At 64.8% G+C, this 19,280-nt stretch carries 16 protein-coding genes and 2 pseudogenes; 6 read left to right on the forward strand and 12 right to left on the reverse strand.

Annotated features, from left to right (window positions below; all coding sequences use genetic code 11):
* Positions 1-58: 58 nt before the first annotated feature.
* Positions 59-913: a nucleoside triphosphate pyrophosphohydrolase gene (gene mazG / locus BcanWU425_RS21290; protein WP_018457830.1), complete on the forward strand. Its 855-nt coding sequence runs from the start codon at positions 59-61 to the stop codon at positions 911-913.
* A gap of 20 nt (positions 914-933) precedes the next feature.
* On the opposite strand, the gene hflX is transcribed toward mazG, so the two are convergent.
* From hflX to BcanWU425_RS21310, 4 genes are all read right to left on the reverse strand, one after another.
* Positions 934-2,316 carry a GTPase HflX gene (hflX, locus tag BcanWU425_RS21295; RefSeq protein WP_026233449.1) on the reverse strand — a complete coding sequence of 461 codons (1,383 nt, stop codon included), beginning with the start codon at positions 2,314-2,316 and terminating at the stop codon, positions 934-936.
* An 11-nt stretch (positions 2,317-2,327) separates the two neighbouring features.
* Positions 2,328-2,576, reverse strand: coding sequence for an RNA chaperone Hfq (hfq, locus tag BcanWU425_RS21300; RefSeq protein WP_007591126.1), 249 nt, complete (start codon positions 2,574-2,576; stop codon positions 2,328-2,330).
* 237 nt (positions 2,577-2,813) lie between these two features.
* Positions 2,814-4,184: a nitrogen assimilation response regulator NtrX gene (ntrX, locus tag BcanWU425_RS21305; RefSeq protein WP_007591127.1), complete on the reverse strand. Its 1,371-nt coding sequence runs from the start codon at positions 4,182-4,184 to the stop codon at positions 2,814-2,816.
* Between the two features lie 15 nt (positions 4,185-4,199).
* Positions 4,200-6,593, reverse strand: coding sequence for a sensor histidine kinase (locus BcanWU425_RS21310; RefSeq protein WP_204511180.1), 2,394 nt, complete (start codon positions 6,591-6,593; stop codon positions 4,200-4,202).
* Between the two features lie 175 nt (positions 6,594-6,768).
* Between BcanWU425_RS21310 and BcanWU425_RS21315 the strand changes: the two genes are divergently transcribed.
* Positions 6,769-6,915, forward strand: a complete 147-nt coding sequence (locus BcanWU425_RS21315; RefSeq protein ID WP_018457826.1) for a hypothetical protein — start codon at positions 6,769-6,771, stop codon at positions 6,913-6,915.
* A gap of 166 nt (positions 6,916-7,081) precedes the next feature.
* Here BcanWU425_RS21315 and ntrC read toward each other — a convergent pair whose 3' ends face one another.
* The 3 genes from ntrC to dusB are packed head-to-tail and all read right to left on the reverse strand — an operon-like array spanning position 7,082 to position 10,707.
* Positions 7,082-8,524 carry a nitrogen regulation protein NR(I) gene (ntrC, locus tag BcanWU425_RS21320; protein WP_007610301.1) on the reverse strand — a complete coding sequence of 481 codons (1,443 nt, stop codon included), beginning with the start codon at positions 8,522-8,524 and terminating at the stop codon, positions 7,082-7,084.
* 9 nt (positions 8,525-8,533) lie between these two features.
* On the reverse strand, positions 8,534-9,709 hold the full coding sequence (locus tag BcanWU425_RS21325; RefSeq protein WP_026233448.1) for a two-component system sensor histidine kinase NtrB: 1,176 nt from the start codon (positions 9,707-9,709) through the stop codon (positions 8,534-8,536).
* Positions 9,706-10,707 (reverse strand): tRNA dihydrouridine synthase DusB, encoded by a 1,002-nt coding sequence (gene dusB / locus BcanWU425_RS21330; RefSeq protein WP_018457824.1) that lies wholly within the window; start codon positions 10,705-10,707, stop codon positions 9,706-9,708. Before dusB ends, BcanWU425_RS21325 begins: the two co-directional genes overlap by 4 nt.
* 281 nt (positions 10,708-10,988) lie before the next feature.
* On the opposite strand from dusB, the gene BcanWU425_RS21335 reads away from it, so the two are divergent.
* Together BcanWU425_RS21335 and BcanWU425_RS21340 are read left to right on the forward strand one after the other, a co-directional pair.
* Positions 10,989-12,170 carry a bifunctional 2-C-methyl-D-erythritol 4-phosphate cytidylyltransferase/2-C-methyl-D-erythritol 2,4-cyclodiphosphate synthase gene (locus BcanWU425_RS21335; RefSeq protein ID WP_018457823.1) on the forward strand — a complete coding sequence of 394 codons (1,182 nt, stop codon included), beginning with the start codon at positions 10,989-10,991 and terminating at the stop codon, positions 12,168-12,170.
* A gap of 3 nt (positions 12,171-12,173) precedes the next feature.
* On the forward strand, positions 12,174-12,773 hold the full coding sequence (locus BcanWU425_RS21340) for a CinA family protein (RefSeq protein WP_204511179.1): 600 nt from the start codon (positions 12,174-12,176) through the stop codon (positions 12,771-12,773).
* Positions 12,774-12,926: 153 nt separating this feature from the next.
* Here the strand turns inward: BcanWU425_RS21340 and BcanWU425_RS37725 are convergent.
* Positions 12,927-13,020 (reverse strand): annotated as a pseudogene (locus BcanWU425_RS37725) (mechanosensitive ion channel family protein); the annotation flags it as partial.
* Between BcanWU425_RS37725 and BcanWU425_RS37555 the strand changes: the two are divergent.
* Positions 13,002-13,115: pseudogene (locus tag BcanWU425_RS37555) on the forward strand (c-type cytochrome); the annotation flags it as partial. The pseudogenes BcanWU425_RS37725 and BcanWU425_RS37555 sit on opposite strands and share 19 nt — an antisense overlap.
* Positions 13,116-13,256: 141 nt before the next feature.
* Here BcanWU425_RS37555 and BcanWU425_RS21350 read toward each other — a convergent pair.
* Together BcanWU425_RS21350 and lipA are read right to left on the reverse strand one after the other, a co-directional pair.
* Positions 13,257-13,727 carry a type II toxin-antitoxin system RatA family toxin gene (locus BcanWU425_RS21350; RefSeq protein ID WP_018457820.1) on the reverse strand — a complete coding sequence of 157 codons (471 nt, stop codon included), beginning with the start codon at positions 13,725-13,727 and terminating at the stop codon, positions 13,257-13,259.
* A gap of 6 nt (positions 13,728-13,733) precedes the next feature.
* On the reverse strand, positions 13,734-14,690 hold the full coding sequence (gene lipA, locus BcanWU425_RS21355; RefSeq protein WP_018457819.1) for a lipoyl synthase: 957 nt from the start codon (positions 14,688-14,690) through the stop codon (positions 13,734-13,736).
* Between the two features lie 130 nt (positions 14,691-14,820).
* On the opposite strand from lipA, the gene BcanWU425_RS21360 reads away from it, so the two are divergent.
* Positions 14,821-15,423, forward strand: coding sequence for a DNA-3-methyladenine glycosylase (locus BcanWU425_RS21360; RefSeq protein WP_204511178.1), 603 nt, complete (start codon positions 14,821-14,823; stop codon positions 15,421-15,423).
* Positions 15,424-15,425: 2 nt separating this feature from the next.
* Here BcanWU425_RS21360 and BcanWU425_RS21365 read toward each other — a convergent pair whose 3' ends face one another.
* Together BcanWU425_RS21365 and BcanWU425_RS21370 are read right to left on the reverse strand one after the other, a co-directional pair.
* Positions 15,426-18,302 carry a valine--tRNA ligase gene (locus tag BcanWU425_RS21365; protein ID WP_085349819.1) on the reverse strand — a complete coding sequence of 959 codons (2,877 nt, stop codon included), beginning with the start codon at positions 18,300-18,302 and terminating at the stop codon, positions 15,426-15,428.
* Between the two features lie 141 nt (positions 18,303-18,443).
* Positions 18,444-19,217, reverse strand: a complete 774-nt coding sequence (locus tag BcanWU425_RS21370) for a PopZ family protein (RefSeq protein WP_026233447.1) — start codon at positions 19,215-19,217, stop codon at positions 18,444-18,446.
* Positions 19,218-19,280 lie beyond the last annotated feature (63 nt).

The raw sequence follows: 19,280 nt of genomic DNA on the forward strand, positions 1-19,280 counted from the left end.
TACGCTGGGAACGGGGGCGCTTTTGGCATAAGGCTTGAGAGCTAGGAGAATGCCCGCAATGACCCCTTCCCGCGACATTTCCCGCCTGATCGAGATCATGGCGGCGCTGCGCACGCCGGTGACTGGCTGCCCCTGGGACCTCGAGCAGAATTTTGCGACCATCGCCCCCTATACGATCGAGGAAGCCTATGAGGTGGTCGAGGCCATCAGCCGCGGCGATCTCGACGATCTCTGCGAGGAGCTCGGCGACCTCCTGCTGCAGGTGGTGTTCCATGCTCAGATGGCCGAGGAGCAGAACGCCTTTGCCTTCGGCGATGTCGTCGAGGCCATCACCCGCAAGATGATCCGGCGCCATCCGCACGTCTTCGCCGACAAGGAGGGCAATCTCGCCTCCTCCCACGTCAAGGAAGTCTGGGACCGCATCAAGGCCGAGGAGAAAGCCGAGCGCGCCGCGCGCCGGCCACCCCAGGAAGCGCCGTCCCACAAGTCGCTGCTGTCAGGCGTGAAGGCCGGCCAGCCCGCCCTGACGCGCGCCATGGAGCTGCAGCGCAAGGCCTCCACTGTCGGCTTCGACTGGAACGATCCGCGCGCGGTGCTGGCAAAAATCCGCGAGGAAGCCGACGAGATCGAGGCCGCACTCGATCGCAACGACAGCGAGGGGTTGGCGGAAGAGACCGGCGACCTGATGTTCGCGCTGGTCAACCTCGCCCGCCATGTCGATGCCGATCCGGAAGCCGCGCTGCGGGCGACCAACACGAAGTTCGAGCGGCGGTTTGCCTATATCGAACGGGCGCTGGAGGCGCAGGGGCGGACCCTCGAGCAGGCGTCGCTGGCGGAGATGGACGCGTTGTGGAATGAGGCGAAGAGTGCGAAGCAGTCGTCACCAGAGGAGCGCAAGCAAGCCGGCCGCTAACTCGGCCGGGACGACACTAACTACACGGACAGTCGCGGCACGGCATCGAACCGGTTCACCACGATATCCCGCTTGGTCTCGTCCACCCGCACCGTCATGTCGAAGCGGCCGTCGTGCAGCTCTTTCGCCAGCACTTCGGAATTCCGATGCAGCCAGCTGATGCCGGCGCCGTCGGAGGCATCGATGGAGAGGTCGAGCGTGATGCGCTTGGCGGCCAAGCGCTCCTCGATCGCGGCGAGCAGCGCGTCGACCCCTTCGCCCGACACGGCCGACACCAGCATCGCGGGATGGTCCTCCGGCCTGCGCGCGGCGATATTCAAGAGTTCTTCGCGCTGTTCGGGACCATAACGGTCGATCTTGTTCCAGACCTCAATGATGCGGCCTGAATCATCGGGATTGATGCCGAGCTGGCGCAGCACCGCGTCGACGTCGCTCTGCTGCGCCTCGGCATCGTCGTGCGAGATGTCGCGCACATGCAGGATGACGTCGGCCTCCAGCACCTCCTCCAGCGTGGCGCGGAAGGCGGCGACGAGCTGCGTCGGCAGATTGGAGATGAAACCGACGGTGTCCGACAGCATCGCCTTGCCGCCATGCGGCAGGGTGAGCGCGCGCAGGGTCGGATCCAGCGTGGCGAACAGCATGTCGGCGGCCTGCACGTCGGCGCGGGTCAGGCGGTTGAACAGCGTCGATTTGCCGGCATTGGTGTAGCCGACCAGCGCCACGACGCGGTACGGCACCCGCTGGCGGCCTGCGCGATGCAGGCGGCGTGTGGCCTGCACCTTCTTCAGTTCGCCCTCGAGCTTGGAGATGCGCTCCTGGATCAGGCGGCGGTCGGCTTCGATCTGCGTCTCGCCGGGACCGCCCATGAATCCAAAGCCGCCGCGCTGGCGCTCGAGATGGGTCCATGAGCGCACCAGGCGCGAACGTTGATAGTTGAGATGCGCGAGCTCGACCTGGAGCGAGCCTTCCTTGGTCTTGGCGCGGCGGCCGAAGATTTCCAGGATGAGACCGGTGCGGTCGAGCACCTTTGCCTGCAACTCCTTCTCGAGGTTGCGCTGCTGGATCGGCGCAAGCGCGCAATCCATCACCACGAGTTCGACGTCGAGGCTCTTGGCGAGCGCGGCGATCTCCTCGACCTTACCCTTGCCGATATAGGTCGCAGGGCGGATCTGGCTGATCGGCGCGATGATGGCGTCGGCAACGACGAGATCGATCGCGCGCGCGAGGCCGGCGGCTTCGTCGAGCCGGGCTTCCGCGTCACGCACGACATGAGCTTCCGATTGCGCGTCGGCACTGCCTGCGCGCACCCGCAAATAGGGACCGATGACAAGCACCCGCCCCGTCTGCGTACCCCCTGCCGACCGCGGACGGTCGGCATCCCCGTCGAAATTCCGGGGTTCCAATCAGATCACTCTCAAGCCGGCTGATCCTCACCGCCTTCGAACAGCTGGATCGGAGCGCCCGGCATGATGGTCGAGATCGCATGCTTGTAGACGAGCTGCGAGTGACCGTCGCGCCGAAGCAGCAAACAGAAATTGTCGAACCAGGTCACGATGCCCTGGAGCTTCACTCCGTTGACCAGAAAGATCGTCAGTGGCGTTTTGGTTTTGCGAACGTGATTAAGGAAGGTGTCCTGCAGGTTTTGTGCGCGGTCTGCCGCCATTGTTTTTTTCTCGCTTTGAGTTTCTTTTTATTGCGCCGGTTGCGGCCCTCTTTTGAAACTCGGGGTCCTCGTCCGGTTGCCGTCCCTCATGAGATCCCCCTCGGGGGGACAGCGGTTCAATTAGAGGACAGGTAGGCTTATTAGGCAAGCCGCTTCACGCGGCAGCCCATGCCGTATTGCCCCGAAAAACTACGGAAATCGATGATTTTCCTCGCCTATTCCAACGACGTCGCAGCGTTAGCCGACGCCGAGCGCCTTCAACTTCCGGTGCAGCGCCGAGCGTTCCATGCCAACAAACTCGGCCGTGCGAGAAATATTTCCTGAAAAACGGCTGATCTGTGCAATCAAATAGTCGCGCTCGAACACTTCGCGGGCTTCGCGCAGCGGCAGGCCCATGATGTGCTCGCCATTGTTGCTGGTCGGCATCGCGGGCACCATGGAGCCGACATCCTGCGGCAGCATGTCGGCAGTGATGATGACTTCCGGCCCGCCAGCGGCGAGAATCATGACTCTCTCAACGTTGTTGCGGAGCTGGCGCACATTGCCCGGCCAGACATGCGACTGCAGTACCGCCATCGCGTCCTGGCCGATCTGCCGCTTGGGCAGGCCGCTGCCCGCGGAGATCTGCTCCATGAAATAGTCGATCAATTCCGGAATGTCTTCACGCCGCTCCGACAATGCGGGCACGCGGATCGGCACCACCGAGAGCCGGTGATAGAGGTCCTCGCGGAAATGACCGGCCGCGATTTCCTCTTCGAGGTTGCGCGCGGTGGAGGAGATGATGCGGACGTCGACCTGCACCTTGCCGTTGCCGCCGACGCGCTGGAACGACTGCTCGACCAGCACGCGCAAGATCTTGTTCTGGGTCTCGCGCGGCATGTCCGCGATCTCGTCGATGAACAGCGTGCCGCCATGAGCCTCTTCGAGTGCGCCGGGCTTGCGCGCGTGCTCGCCGTTGGACTGCTCGATGCCGAACAGCTCGTGCTCCATCCGCTCGGGCGTGATCGCAGCGGCGTTGATGACGACGAAGGGGCCGTCGGCGCGGCCCGAGGCCGTGTGCAACGTGCGGGCGGTCAGTTCCTTGCCGGCGCCCGCGGGGCCGACGATCAGGATGCGGCTGTTGGCCTTGGCCGCACGCTCGATGGTCTGGCGCAGCTGGTTCATGCTGGGCGAGCGGCCGACCAGCGAGCTTGCGCTCGGCGCGAGTTGCTTCAGCTCCTTGACCTCGCGCTTGAGCCGCGAGTTCTCCAGTGCACGGTTCGCGACCAGGATCAGCCGGTCGGTCTTGAACGGCTTCTCGATGAAGTCGTAGGCGCCACGCTTGATCGCGGCGACCGCGGTCTCGATGTTGCCGTGGCCGGAGATCATCACGACCGGCAGATCGGGGTTGTCCTTCTTGACCTGCTCCAAGAGCTGCAAGCCGTCGAGCTTGGAGCCCTGCAGCCAGATGTCGAGGAACACCAGATGCGGCCTGCGGTTGGCGATCTCGGCGAGCGCCGTATCGCTGTCGCGCGCGGTCCGGGTCACGAAGCCCTCGTCTTCGAGGATGCCCGCAACGAGATCCCGAATATCGGCCTCATCATCGACAATCAGAATTTCACTTGCCATGGATCGCCTGTTTTCTCAGCTGCCTGTTGAGGCTTTGATCTTCGTTGAATCATTGGTCTTTTCAGCCGGCTCTTTGGTTTCGACGGCCGCCTCTTTTGTTTCCGGATCCTTGTGGGATTGCGTGGCCGTTTCGCCGCTTTCCGGCTTGGTCGTTGCCGCGGCTGCCGGTTCGGCCCCCTCGCTTTTCGCGGGAGCGCCGGCGATCGCAAAACGCATCCGCATCCAGGCGCCGCGCTGGCCCTCGCGGAAGTCCGAGGCATCCTTCAGCTCGATGCGCCCGCCATGGTCTTCCAGCACGCGACCGACGATCGCGAGCCCAAGGCCGGTGCCTTTGGCGCGTGTCGTCACATAGGGCTCGAGCAGGCGCGAGCGCGCCACCTTGGGCAGGCCGATGCCGTTGTCGACGACGTCGATCAGCACGTCCTCGCCCTCGCGCGAGACCACGACGTCGATCCGGCCTTTGCCGAGCTCCTCCAGGGGGACCTGCTCGATCGCCTCGGTGGCGTTCTTGACGATGTTGGTGACGGCCTGCGAGATCAGCCGCCGGTCGAACTGGGCGCGCAGCGGGTCTTCCTTGAACTCGGCCTCGATATCGATCTCGGGGTGGGCGACCTTCATCAGGAACACCGCCTGCCGCACTGTGTCGGCGACGTCCTCACCCTCCATGACCGGCTTAGGCATCCGCGCAAAGCGCGAGAACTCGTCGACCATGCGGCGGATGTCGTCGACCTGACGCACGATGGTGTCGGTGCACTGTTCGAAGATCTGCTTGTCCTTGCCCTCGGTGATGTCCTTGCCGAATTTGCGGCGAATGCGTTCGGCGGAGAGCTGGATCGGGGTCAGCGGATTCTTGATCTCATGCGCGATGCGGCGCGCGACGTCGCCCCAGGCCGAGGTGCGTTGCGCCGAGACCAGTTCGGTGATGTCGTCGAGCGTGATGATGTAGCTGTCGTGCGGCTGGCTGGTCTTCTCGGCGCTGACGCGGACCGACAGATTGCGTTCCTGCCCGTCGCGCGTGATCGTGATCTGCCCCTGCACCAGGCGCTGGGTCCCTTCCCGCGCCGTCTTCATCATCTCTTCGAGCTCGGGCAGCACGTCGGAGAGCGGATGGCCGAGCGTCTCGGCTTCGGAGTGACCGATCAGCTTTTCGGCGGAACGGTTGAGAATGCCGACGCTGCCTGAGGTATCGACACCGATAATGCCGGCGCTCGCGGACGACAGCACCGCCTCGATGAAGCGGCGGCGGCTGTCGATGAGCTCGCTGGCGTTGACGAGCTCGTCGCGCTGGCTACGCAACTCCTCCGTCATCTTGTTGAAGGTCTCACCCAGCTGGGCGAGGTCGCCTTCCGACTGGTGCACCGGCACTTTCACATGGAGATCGCCCGTCGAGACCGTCTGGGCCGCGTTCATCAGGCGTCGGATCGGCGAGACCAGCGAGTTGGCGAAGTTGAGGCCGATCAGCACCGAGGCCATCAGGATGGTCAGCGCGATCACCGCGAACATCAGCGCGAACGCGACCTGGATGCCGAGCCGGCGCGACTCGATCTGGGCGTATTCGGCGACGCTGACCTCGGTCTGCTTGAGCTGGTTGACGACATTCGGATCGAGCGGCCGTGCGACGTAGAGGAATGTGTCACTGAAGGCGCGCAAGCGGACCACCGCGGCGACGAAGCTCGCATCGGGCAGCACCGCGATCTCGGGTTCGGATTCGTTGACGTTGCTGAGGAAGTCCGGTGCCGGCGGCGAATAGGCCAGCCGCATGCCGGTGTCGGCGGATTCGAGAATGTTGGTGTTCTTGTCGATGATCATCGCGCCCGGCAAATTGCGCGAGGCGGCGCTGGACGTCAGCAATTCGCGAAACGAGCGGCGATCCTGGTCGTAGAGCGGCCGCGCGTGGGCGATGTCGTTGGCCATGCCGAGAATGTCGCCCCGGATCAGCTGCGCATGGTCCTGCATGTAAGCCCGCGCGATCGTCAGTGAATTCTGGATCACCTCCTTGGTCGGGCCGGAGAACAGGCGGTCGAGGCCGCGCTCGATGGTGACGTTGGCGACGACGGCGACCAGCACCGCCGGCAGCACCGCCACGATCGAGAACAGGCTGACGATCTGGACATGGAGGCGCGCCGCCGCCCTGCCCCGCCGTCGCGCCAGGATCAGCTGCCAGAGCTCGCGGATGATGATGCCGACCAGCAGCAGGATGGTGGCTGCGTTGCTCAGATAGAACGAACGGACAACTTGCGGCGTCAGTTCGATGCTGGTGAGGCCGGTCAGGACCAGGAAGGTGAGCAAGGCCGACAGCAGCGCCAGCGCCACGGCGAACGGCGCCAGCCAGCGTCGCGCCGACCAACGCCGGGGCTCTTCTGCTGGGGCCGTGTCAAAGGATGCGGCCGAGGTGTCTGCGCTGGTCATTCCGGCAATGGGTGCTGAAAACGGGGGGGCCGCGGCGGGCGGCTACTGATGTATTCGTACCACATTGTTGCCGAATTGCGACAATTCCGCGGCGTCACCGCCGCGACCGACCCGCGCATCCACAGCGACATGCCGGAGGGCGGGAACGGATTCCAGCCCCGGCGGCTTGACCAGCATGCACAGGTTCTTTCTCGCGATGATGGTATCGGCCGTGCTGCTGCTGATCGTGGCGGCGGACCTGCTGGTCAATGGTCTCGGGGTGCAGGAGCCCAATGCGAACGTCGCCAGCGCAATACAGGTCTCAGGCCGGTTTGTCAGATAGGTGTGAGGCCGCGTTCCGCGGCTGAAATCACCCTTTGAATGTTCCTGCGGAACATTTCAGTCCGATCGGGACTTCTGCTCACCGCGTCAGCCACGACGGCCAGCGCGATCGGACAGGCTCAGCTCCGCTTGGTAGGGGGAGCTGAGCCACCGGCCGTTGCGTGGGGCTAGCCGCCGCTCCGATACACCTGGATATCGAGATCCCGGATCTTCTTCCGCAGCGTGTTGCGGTTGAGGCCGAGCAGATCGGCGGCGCGGATCTGGTTGCCGCGGGTGGCCGCGAGCGCGGCCGTGAGCAGTGGCACCTCGATCTCCTTCAAGATGCGATGATAGAGGCCCGGCGGCGGCACGCCGTTCGGGAAGCCCTGGAAGTGCGAGGAGAGATACGCCTCCACGGCGCCACCGAGATTGTCGACGCCATGCTGGACGGCGGCACCCGGGCTGACCGTGGGTGGCGCCAGCTCGCCGTCGATGACGGAGCCCGTGATCACATCCTGGGGATACAGCGCCGCGAGGCGACGGGCGAGGTTCTCGAGCTCGCGCACGTTGCCCGGCCAGCGGTGCTGCTTCATCCGCTCCAGCGCCAGCGTGTCGAGCTTTTTCGGCGGCAGGCCGTCCTTCTCCGCCAGCGCGAAGAAATGACGGATGAGATCGGGCAGATCCTCGATGCGCTCGCGCAACGGCGGCAGCCGTAGCGGCACGACGTTGAGGCGGAAGAACAGATCTTCGCGGAACAGGCCTTGCTGGATCAGGACGCGCAGATCCTTGTTGGAGGCCGCGACGATGCGCACGTCGGTCTTGATCGGGGTGCGACCGCCGACCGTGGTGTATTCGCCCTGCTGAAGCACGCGCAGTAGACGGGTCTGCGCCTCCATCGGCATGTCGCCGATCTCGTCCAGGAACAGCGTGCCGCCCTCGGCCTGCTCGAACCGGCCGGAGGCGCGGGTGTTGGCGCCGGTGAAGGCGCCGCGCTCATGGCCGAACAGCTCCGACTCGATCAGGTCGCGCGGGATCGCCGCCATGTTGACCGCGACGAACGGGCCATTGCGGCGCTTGCCGTAGTCGTGCAACGCGCGCGCCACCAGCTCCTTGCCGGTACCGGACTCGCCCGTGATCATCACGGTGAGGTCGGTCTGCATCAGGCGCGCCAGCACGCGATAGATTTCCTGCATCGCCGGCGAGCGGCCGACCAGCGGGATCGCCTCCATCTCGGCGTCCTCGTTCGGCGTCGAGACCCGCTCCTTCGGCTCGGCCAGCGCGCGGCCGACGATGGCGATCAGCTCCTTCAGATCGAAGGGCTTCGGCAGATATTCATAGGCGCCGCGCTCGGAGGCCCGGATCGCCGTCATGAAGGTGTTTTGCGCGCTCATGACGATAACAGGCAAATTCGGCCGCATCTTCTTGATCCGCGGCAACAGGTCGAACGCGTTCTCGTCGGGCATCACCACGTCGGTGATGACGAGATCGCCCTCCCCCTGGCTGACCCAGCGCCACAGCGTTGCGGCATTGCCGGTCAGCCGCACTTCGTAGCCGGCGCGCGATAGTGCCTGATTGAGAACCGTGCGGATGGCGGTGTCGTCATCAGCAACGAGAATGCTACCTGCGGGCATCGTTAATCCTCATTTCGCCCCCTGTGACGCAGACGACGACTTTCCGGCAGAGCCGTCGTGACTGCTTTGATCGGCATGTTTCACCGATGTGGAATACATCGGCATCAGCACGCGGAAGGTTGTCTTGCGCGGCTGAGATTCGCATTCGATGATGCCCCCGTGATCCCCGATAATCTTTGCGACCAGAGCGAGGCCCAGACCCGAGCCGGTCTGTTTGGTGGTGACGAAGGGATCGAACAGGTTTGGCAGAAGATCGTCCGGCACGCCTGGTCCGTTGTCCTTCACGCAGAATTCGAGCGGCAGGGATACACGGGATTTTTGACCGGGGACTGACAGGCGGACGCCGGGGCGAAACGCGGTGGTGAGCTGGATTTCACCGTCGGGAACGTCGATCAGCGCTTCGGCGGCGTTCTTCACCAGGTTGAGGAACACCTGGATGAGCTGGTCCTGGTTCGCCAGCACCGGGGGCAGCGAGGGATCGTAATCCTCGACGAAGCGGATGTTGCGGGCAAAGCCGGACTGCGCCAGCCGTTTGACGTGATCGAGCACCGAATGGATGTTGACGGGGCCGCGCACCACGGGGCGCTCGTCGCCGAACACCTCCATGCGGTCGACCAGCGTCACGATGCGGTCGGCCTCGTCGCAGATCAGCCGCGTCAGCATGCGGTCTTCCGAGGAGGCCTGCTGCTCCAGGAGCTGCGCCGCGCCGCGGATGCCCGAGAGCGGGTTCTTGATCTCGTGCGCCAGCATCGCGGCGAGCGCGATCACCGAGCGCGCGGCGCTGCGATGGGTGAGCTGGCGGTCCATCTTGTCGGCGATGGAGCGCTCCTGGAGCATCACCACGATATGGCCGGGCCGTTCCGTGACGGGGGCAACGTGCAGATCGACCTGGCGGTCCCCGCCCATGCGCGGCGTGCCCAGATCGACCTTGTACTCGTTGACAGGTGCATTCGACGAACGCACCTGGTCGATCAGCGCCAGCAAGGGGCTGCCAAACGGCACCAGCTCTTTCAGCGACTGCCGCTTCAAGAACTGCGTCGAGATATCGAAGAAGGCTTCGGTTGCGATGTTGGCGGCGACGATTTTGCCGTCCGGCCCGATCATCAGCACGGGATTGGGAAGTGCGTCCAGGATGGCATCGCTGTCGGACGGAAACGGCCGACGATGTTCAGCAACTGAGCTCATGCAGCGGCGCTCCATGCGAAGTCGTCGAAGGCATCTTGCAGTGACCGGTGAACGAGGTGCGGATCCTCCGAGGTGAGGATTTTCTGGCGCCAGGATTTCAGCTTCTCGGCCGGCGCACGGCTCACATCGGCCGCGACGTCGAGCGCCCAGCCCAGATGTTTTCGCGCGTGCCGCAGCCCGATGCGCAGGCCGTAGAGCGCGCAGACGCCTTCATAAAGCGTGCGCACATAATGCAGCTGCGTCTCGAGCGGCGGCGTGGCTTCCACCGCCCCACCCTTGAGGCGGCGGCCGATCTGGCCGGGCAGCCAGGGCTGGCCCTGCGCGCCGCGGCCGATCATCACGGCATCGGCGCCGGAGGCCTTTAACGCCGCGAGGGCCTTCTCGTAAGTGGTGATGTCGCCATTGACGACGAGCGGAATGGAGATGGCCTCGCGTACGGCGCGGATCGCATCCCAATCGGCCTCGCCCTTGTAGAACTGGCAGCGGGTGCGGCCGTGCACGGTGACGAGCTTGATGCCTGATGCCTGTGCGCGCCGCGCCAGTTCCGGTGCGTTGCGGGTGCGGTCGTCCCAGCCGAGCCGCATCTTCAACGTCACTGGCACCTTCACCGCCGCGATCGTCGCTTCGATCAGGCTGACGGCGTGGTCGAGGTCGCGCATCAAGGCGGAACCGGACTGGCCGCCGGTGACGTGACGAGCCGGACAGCCCATGTTGATGTCGATGATATCGGCGCCTTCGGCTTCAGCGATCCGGGCGCCCTCCGCCATCCAATGCGTCTCGCACCCGGCGAGCTGGACCACGTGGGGACCGATCCCCGTGGCTTCGCAGCGCAACCGGGACATATGATGGCCATTGGCGAGTTCGTCGCTGGCTGTCATTTCGGACACCACCAGACCGGCCCCCAACTCCGCGGCAAGCCGGCGGACGGGCGAGTCAGTCACCCCCGACATCGGTGCCAGGAAGACCGGGGTGGCGACATCAATATCGCCTATCTTCAATGGCTTAGAGCCTGATACTACCGAGCCGGTCACAGGGGTCTCGTTGCGTTGGCAGCGCCTCATCGCGCCTGCCATGACCTATCTTGCGCACAATTCTTGTGCAGTCAAGCGTCATGCCTACAGTTTAGACAGTTCTGCAAATCTTTCAAGTGCAGTGCAGCAAAATGCTGTTTCCCACAATCCGGGGAAACCCCCTTTTATTGCGGGCCTGCCGTGCTAGAGGCATGCGGCGATCACCCCACCCCCGACTCTCTTCATCACCAAATGAGTATTTGAGTCCTATGGCGAAATCACAGCGCACCGCAGTCGTCCTCGTCGCTGCCGGACGCGGCCTGCGCGCAGGCGCCGGTGGCCCCAAGCAATATCGCGAGATCGGCGGCGTGCCGGTGATCTATCGCGCCATGGAGGCCTTCAGCCGTCATGCGGACGTGTTCGCAGTTCAGCCAGTCGTGAACCCGGACGACAGCGCCATGTTCACGGCGGCGGTCGCAGGGCTCGGCCACGAGGCGCCGGTCAATGGCGGCGCGACCCGGCAGGCCTCGGTGCTCGCCGGTCTCGAAGCGCTCGCCAGGCACAAGCCCGACATCGTCCTGATCCACGACGCCGCGCGACCCTTCGTTTCGGAAGGCGTGATCACCCGCGCGATCGATGCGGCCAGCCGCACCGGCGCGGCGATCCCCGTCGTTCCCGTCACCGACACCATCAAGATCACCGGCGAGAATGACAATGTCGAGGACACGCCGGACCGGGCGCGGTTGCGAATTGCGCAGACGCCGCAATCCTTTCGTTTCGACGTCATCCTCGAAGCGCATCGTCGCGCGGCCAAGGACAGGCGCAGCGATTTCACCGACGATGCCGCGATTGCCGAATGGGCGGGATTGACGGTTGCAACCTTTGAAGGCGATGTTGCCAATATGAAGCTCACCACTCCCGAGGATTTCGTGCGCGAGGAAGCGCGGCTGGCAAGCCTGCTCGGCGACATCAGGACCGGCACGGGCTACGACGTCCACGCCTTCGGCGAGGGCGACCATCTCATGATATGCGGCGTGCGCGTGCCGCACACCAAAGGCTTCCTGGCCCATTCCGACGGCGATGTCGGCCTGCATGCGCTGGTCGACGCCATCCTGGGCGCGCTCGCTGACGGCGACATCGGATCGCACTTTCCGCCCAGCGACGCGAAGTGGAAAGGCGCCTCCTCCGACCAGTTTTTGCAATACGCCATCGAGCGCGTCACCCAGCGCGGCGGCCGCATCGCCAATCTCGAGGTGACCATGATCTGCGAGCGGCCGAAGATCGGCCCTTTGCGCGAGACCATGCGCGCGCGCATCGCCGAGATTTCCGGCGTCGACATCTCCCGCGTCGCGGTCAAGGCGACCACCAGCGAGCGGCTCGGCTTCACGGGCCGCGAGGAAGGCATCGCGGCCACCGCGAGCGCCACCATCCGCCTGCCCTGGAGTGTCTAGGCCATGGGCGGCAGCGACGCACGCGCACTCTCCCGCTCGCTGCTCGATTTGTGCCGGATGCGCAAGCTGACGATCGCGACCGCGGAGTCCTGCACCGGCGGTCTCGTCGCGGGCGCGCTGACCGACATCCCCGGCTCCTCCGACGTCATCGATCGCGGCTTCGTCACCTATTCCAACGACGCCAAGCGCGCGATGCTCGGCGTCGAGGTAAGCACGCTCACCAATTTCGGCGCCGTCAGCAGGGAGACGGCAACAGCCATGGCGGTCGGCGCGCTGGAGCGTGCCGGCGTCGATCTTGCAGTCGCTATCACCGGCATTGCCGGCCCCGGCGGCGCCACGCCCGGCAAGCCGGTTGGCCTCGTGCATTTCGCCGCCGCCGCGCGCGACGGACGCATCGTCCATCGCGAGCATCGCTTTGGCGCCATCGGCCGCACCGCCGTGCGTCAGCGCTCCGTGGTCGAGGCGCTGCGCATGCTGATGGATCTCGCCCGCGGCCCGCAAGTTACGGCCAAGCCGAAACGTGCCGCCGCAGTAACCCGCCTGCGCCCGCGCGTGACACGATCACCGCGCCGGCACGCGGTGAAGCGCAGGCCGCCGCGCTGACCGCGGGGGTGAGATCCCTCACGCAGCCGCGAGTTAAGCACTCACGTGATCGAGCACGCACTGCTTGATCGCGCTGTGATTGACGATGGCTGCGCCCCACACCAGCCCGTAGAGACTTGACCTTTCCCGCCATGCAGGTGACCTCGACGTCATTGCCGATGTGGAAGGGTCGAAACAGCAGCAGCATGACGCCGGCGGCGATGTTGGAGAGTGGGCCCTGTAATGCCAGACCAACGGCGAGAGATGCGCAACATTGCCCGTGCGATGACGCCGCTGGAGATCGAGCAGGCCGCTGCGTATTATGCCTCGCAGCCGCCGGATGTCGTGAAGGCGGTGGATTGAAATTTTGGCACGCCTGCCTTCCCCATCGTCATTGCGAGCGCAGCGAAGCAATCCAGAGTCTCTCCGCAGAGGGATTCTGGATTGCTTCGTCGCAAGGGCTCTTCGCAATGAAGGAGGAGAGAGCGTGCCCGTCCGCAACCACTACGACGACACCAGCTTCCGCCGTCCGTAGATCGCATCCGCCCGCTTCTCGAAGGCGATGGAAAATCGCGCGAACGCGGCGTCGAACATCGAGCCCATCAGGAGCGCCAGCATGCGGCTCTTGAACTCGTAGGCAAGGAAGAAGCCGACATCGCAAACGCTCTCGCCTTTGGGCTCGAACGTCCAACGGTTTTCCAGATTGCTGAAGGGACCTTGCAGATATTCGACCAGGATCTTCAAATTGGCGCGGTCGAGCGTCACGCGGCTGGTGAAGGATTCCCTGACCAGCTTGAACGACACCGTCATGTCCGCGACCAGCACCTCGGTGCCGTCGGGTTTCGCCATGCGCTGACGGACCTTCAGCGCACTGCACAGCGGCACGAATTCCGGGTAGCGCTCGACGTCAGCGACCAGATCAAACATCTCGGACGCGCTGTGATCGACACGACGCTTGCTCGAAAAATTGGGCATGGCGATTCAGCGGGCGCTTGCTGCCCGCGCGGCCTTCAGTTTCGCAAAATCCTCGCCGGCATGATGCGACGAACGGGTGAGCGGGGTCGCAGACACCATCAGGAAACCCTTGGTGTAGGCGACCTTCTCGTAGGACGAAAACTCGTCCGGCGGCACGTAGCGCATCACGGCGTGATGCTTGCGGGTCGGCTGGAGATATTGCCCGATGGTCAGGAAATCGACGTCGGCGGAACGCAGATCGTCCATCACCTGCTGCACCTCGTGGCGCTCCTCGCCGAGGCCGACCATGATGCCGGACTTGGTGAAGATGGTGGGATCGAGCTCCTTGACCCGCTGCAACAGCCGGATCGAATGGAAATAGCGCGCGCCCGGCCGCACCGTGAGATAGCACGACGGCACGGTCTCGAGATTGTGGTTGAACACGTCGGGCTTCGCCGCGACGACGACCTCCAGCGCCCCCTCCTTGCGCAGGAAGTCGGGCGTCAGGATCTCGATCGTGGTCGAGGGGCACGCGGCGCGGATCGCGCGGATGGTCTGGGCGAAATGCTCGGCGCCGCCGTCAGTGAGATCGTCGCGGTCCACGGAGGTGATGACGACATGGGCAAGGCCGAGCTTGGCCACAGCCTCGCCGACGTTCTGCGGCTCGGCCGCGTCAAGTGCATTCGGCATGCCGGTCTTGACGTTGCAGAAGGCACAGGCGCGGGTGCAGGTGTCGCCCATGATCATGAAGGTCGCGTGCTTCTTGTCCCAGCACTCGCCGATATTCGGGCAGCCCGCCTCCTCGCACACCGTATGCAGGCCGTTGGCGCGCACGATGTTGCGCGTGTCGGCATAGCCGCGGGTGTTGGGCGCGCGTACGCGGATCCAGTCCGGCTTCGGCGGCGAAGCGGAATCGGGCCGGTTCACCTTTTCGGGGTGACGTGGGCGCAGCGGGTTCGAGATGGTATCGACGATAACGACCATGGGGTGTCCGGTCTGACCAAGTCCTACCTAGTCGGTCTGGCCGGGCATCGCAACCCGGCTCGCACCGCTTCAGGGAACATGGCAGATATGGGCAATATCCTGCTCTGTTCTCTGGCGATTCTCACCTCGAATGGCTCCAGTCTCGAAGACCTCTACTCCTCGGCTCGGCAAAGCCCTGAAGCGTACCTTTTTCGCGCGCAGCGTCCACGAGGTCGCGCCCGATCTGATCGGTGCGACCATGCTGGTCAACGGCGTTGGCGGGATCATCGTCGAGGTCGAGGCCTATCATCATACCGAGCCGGCGGCGCACTCCTACAATGGCCCGACGCCGCGGAACCAGGTGATGTTCGGCCCGCCCGGCTTTGCCTATGTCTACCGCTCCTACGGCATCCACTGGTGTGTGAACTTCGTCTGCGAGGAAGAAGGCTCGGCCAGCGCCGTGCTGATCCGCGCGCTGGAGCCGACCCACGGAATCGCCGCGATGCGGCGGCGCCGCCATCTCCAGGATTTGCACACGTTGTGCTCGGGCCCGGGCAAGCTGACCGAAGCGCTCGGCATCACCATCGCGCACAATGCCTTGCCGCTCGACCGTCCGCCGATCGCGCTGCATGCGCGGACGGAGGACTTCGAGGTGGCGGCCGGCATCCGGATCGGCATCACCAAGGCGGTCGAGCTGCCCTGGCGCTATGGTGTCAGGGGCTCGAAATTCCTCAGCAAGCCGTTTCCGAAATAAGCTTACGACGCCTGCTTGAGCCGCTCCAGCGCCTCGAGCAGCTTGGCCTTGCGGGCGAGCGCGGCCTCGCGCTTCTCGCGCTCCTCCTCGACGACCTCCTCGGCCGCGTTGGCCACGAATTTCTCGTTGGCCAGTTTGGACTCGGCACGCTTGATGTCGGCGTCGGCCTTCCCGATCTCCTTGTCCAGACGCGTGCGCTCGGCGACGACGTCAATCACGCCCTTCAGCGGCAGCGCGGCCACCTCGCCGCGCACCAGGAGCTGGACCGCGCCGTCGGGCGCACGGTCGGCGAAGGAGATGTCCGACAGCCGCGCCATGCGCTTGATGACGTCGCTCCAGCGCGGCGCGCGCTCCTTCGTCTCGGCCGAGGCGCCTGCGAGCACCAGCGCCGTGAGGGTCGCCGGCGGGATGTTCATCTCGGCGCGCACCGAACGGATCTGCGTGACAAGGTCAATGACCCAGCCGATCTCGGCCTCGGCCGCGGGATCGGTGAAGTCGGCATGGTCGAAGATCGGCAGCACCCAAACCGGCGAGACGAGCGCGTCGGTCGGCCCCGTCGTCGCCGCGAGCATCGCAAGCTGCTCCGGCGTCGGCCCGGCCGGCTTCAGCGGCCACGGTGCCAGCGCGAGCAGACCGTCGCGCTTGGCCGTCACCTCCCACAGCTCCTCGGTGATGAAGGGCATGAAGGGGTGCAGCAGTTTCAGGATCTCGTCGCGCGCCCATGCCACCATGGCGCGGGTCTCGGCCTTGGCAGGGCTGTCGGGGCCGAGTAGCACGGGTTTTGCGAGCTCGAGATACCAGTCGCAATAGACGTTCCACACGAAGCGGTAGATGCTGCCGGCGGCGTCATTGAAGCGATAGGCCTCGATCGCCTCGGTCACCTCGCGCGTGGTGTGCGCACTCTCATGTGCGATCCAGCGGTTCAGCGTCTCTTTGACCTTCGCCGGCTCGAAGCCTTCGGGCACGGCGCAATGGTTCATCTCCGCAAAGCGCGACGCATTCCAGAGCTTGGTCGCGAAATTGCGATAGCCCTCGACACGGCTGGTGGCGAGCTTGATGTCGCGCCCCTGCGCGGCCATCGCGGCCAGCGTGAAGCGCAGCGCGTCCGCACCATATTGGTCGATCAGGCTGAGCGGATCGATGACGTTGCCCTTCGACTTCGACATCTTGGCGCCCTTCTCGTCGCGGACGAGGGCGTGGATGTAGATCGTCGAGAACGGCACCTCCTTCATGAAGTGCAGCCCCATCATCATCATGCGGGCGACCCAGAAGAAGATGATGTCGAAGCCCGTCACCAGTGCGTTGGTCGGGTAGTAGCGCTGCACTTCCGGCGCGTCTGCGGGCCAGCCGAGGGTCGAGAATGGCCACAGCGCCGAGGAGAACCAGGTGTCGAGCACGTCCTCGTCGCGCGTGATGAAGCCGTCCCGCTTGTTGCGGTCGAGCGCCATCTCGCGGCCCTGCTCGACCGTGATGACTTCCTGCTCGACGTAATAGCCGAGGGCGTGGCTGACGGCCTCCTCCTCGGTCTCGGCGACGAACACCTTGCCATCAGGACCGTACCAGGCCGGGATCTGGTGGCCCCACCAGAGCTGGCGCGAGATGCACCAGGGCTGGATGTTCTCCATCCACTCGAAATAGGTTTTTTCCCAGTTCTTTGGCACGAAGGTGGTTTCGCCCGAACGCACGGCGGCCATCGCGGGCTTCGCCAGCGTCTTGGCGTCGACATACCATTGGTCGGTCAGATAGGGCTCGATCACCGTGCCGGAGCGGTCGCCATGCGGCACCATGTGGGTGTGAGGTTCGATCCGCTCGACGAAACCGAACGATTCCAGTCGCTCGACGATGCGCTTGCGCGCTGCAAAGCGATCGAGCTTGTTGAACTCCTCGGCGAACTGCGAGGCACCTTCCGGCAGGTCGCGCAGATAATCCTCGTTGTCGAGGAGATCGAGGCAACCTTCCTTGTCGATGACGCTGATTCGGGCGAGGCCGTGGCGATTGCCGACCTCGAAATCGTTGAAGTCGTGCGCCGGCGTCACCTTGACCGCGCCCGAGCCCTTCTCCGGATCGGAATAATCGTCGGCGACGATCTGGATCTTGCGGCCGACCAGCGGCAGGATCACGTTCTTGCCGACCAGCTTCTGATAGCGCTCGTCGTCGGGATGCACGGCCACCCCGGTATCGCCGAGCATGGTCTCCGGGCGCGTGGTGGCAACGACGATGAAGCTCGAGGGATCCTCGGGGCTGAAGATCTTGCCCTCGATCGGATAGCGCAGGTACCAGAGGCTACCCTTGACCTCGGTCTGCTGCACTTCGAGATCGGAGATCGCGGTGAGCAGCTTGGTGTCCCAGTTCACCAGCCGCTTGTCCTTGTAGATCAGGCCGTCGCGGTGCAGCTCGACGAACACCTTGACCACGGCCTTGGACAGGCCCTCGTCCATGGTGAAGCGTTCGCGCGACCAGTCGCAGGAGGCGCCGAGCCGCTTGAGTTGGTTGATGATGGTGTCGCCGCTCTCGGCCTTCCACTGCCAGACCCGCTCCAGAAACTTCTCGCGGCCCATCTCGCGACGGCTGGGCTGCTGGCGCTCCATCAGCTGCCGCTCCACCACCATCTGGGTGGCGATGCCGGCATGGTCGGTGCCGGGCTGCCACAGCACGTCGCGACCGCGCATGCGCTCGAACCGGCACAGGATGTCCTGGAGCGTGTTGTTGAGGGCGTGGCCCATGTGCAGCGAGCCCGTCACGTTCGGCGGCGGGATCACGATGGTAAAGGGCACAGCGTCGCGGCGGTCTGGGCGGCCGGCCTTGAAGGCAAGGCTGTCCTCCCACACGACGGACATGCGGGCTTCGATATCGGCGGGCTGGTAATTTTTCTCGATCATGGCGCTGTTAGAAAGCCGCGCACGGGGTCCAAGTCAACGGACAAGTCAACGGAAAGCCAGGCGGCAACAGGGCTTTCCGGTCCGGTCGGGAAACAGAATATTACCCACAAGCAGGGCTTTATGAGGGCTCTGCGGCCCGATCTACCTGCCGCCGCGCGATACCCGCTCGATTTCGGCCTTCACGATGCGTTCGACCAGGCCCGGCAAATTGTCGTCCAGCCAGGATTTCAGCATCGGACGCAGCATCTCCTTGACCAGATCCTCCAGAGTTCGCGCATTGCTGCTGAGCACCGTGTGGGCCAGGGAATTGAAGGCGGATTCGACCGCGGAGACCGTCGATTGCGCCAGCATCGGCTGTTGGGGCGGCAGCGGCGGCGCATCGAAGTCCACGGGCGCATAGGATGCCGGCGTCGGACGCGGCGCCGGCGATTCGGCGAATTCGAGATCGTCGCGCGGCTCGACCTTGCGGAAGCTCGGCGGCGGCGGAGGCGGCGTCGGCTCCATCGCCAGCGCCATATCGTCGGTCAATTCCAGCACGTCGGGCTCAGGTTCGGGCTCCGGCTCGGGAGCACGGATTTCCGGCGCGGGCGTGGCTGCGTCGAGCCCCGCCAGCAGCGCGTCGATATCGTCCTGATTGTTGGATGCATCCACCTCGGGTGCGGCGGCCGGCGGCGCTGCCGGCTTTGCGGCCGGAGCCGGTGCCGGCTTTTCGGCGGCCGGTTTGGGCGGCGCGACCTTGGATGGCGGAATATCGTTGATCACCTGCGGCTTCGGTGACGCGGCGGGGGCGGCAGCTTTCTCGGGCTTAGCGGCATCCGCCGGCGGCGGCTTGGCCTCATCGTCGGCAATGATGCGCCGGATCGAGGCCAGAATCTCCTCCATCGAGGGTTCTGTGACCTTTGCAGGCTGCGTCATCTCCGACTCCACATCATCAACGCCCTCGCATGCGTTGTTTTACACCAAGCACGACAGGATTGG

It is taken from the genome of Bradyrhizobium sp. WU425 (assembly GCF_021052305.1).
GTDB lineage: Bacteria > Pseudomonadota > Alphaproteobacteria > Rhizobiales > Xanthobacteraceae > Bradyrhizobium > Bradyrhizobium canariense_D.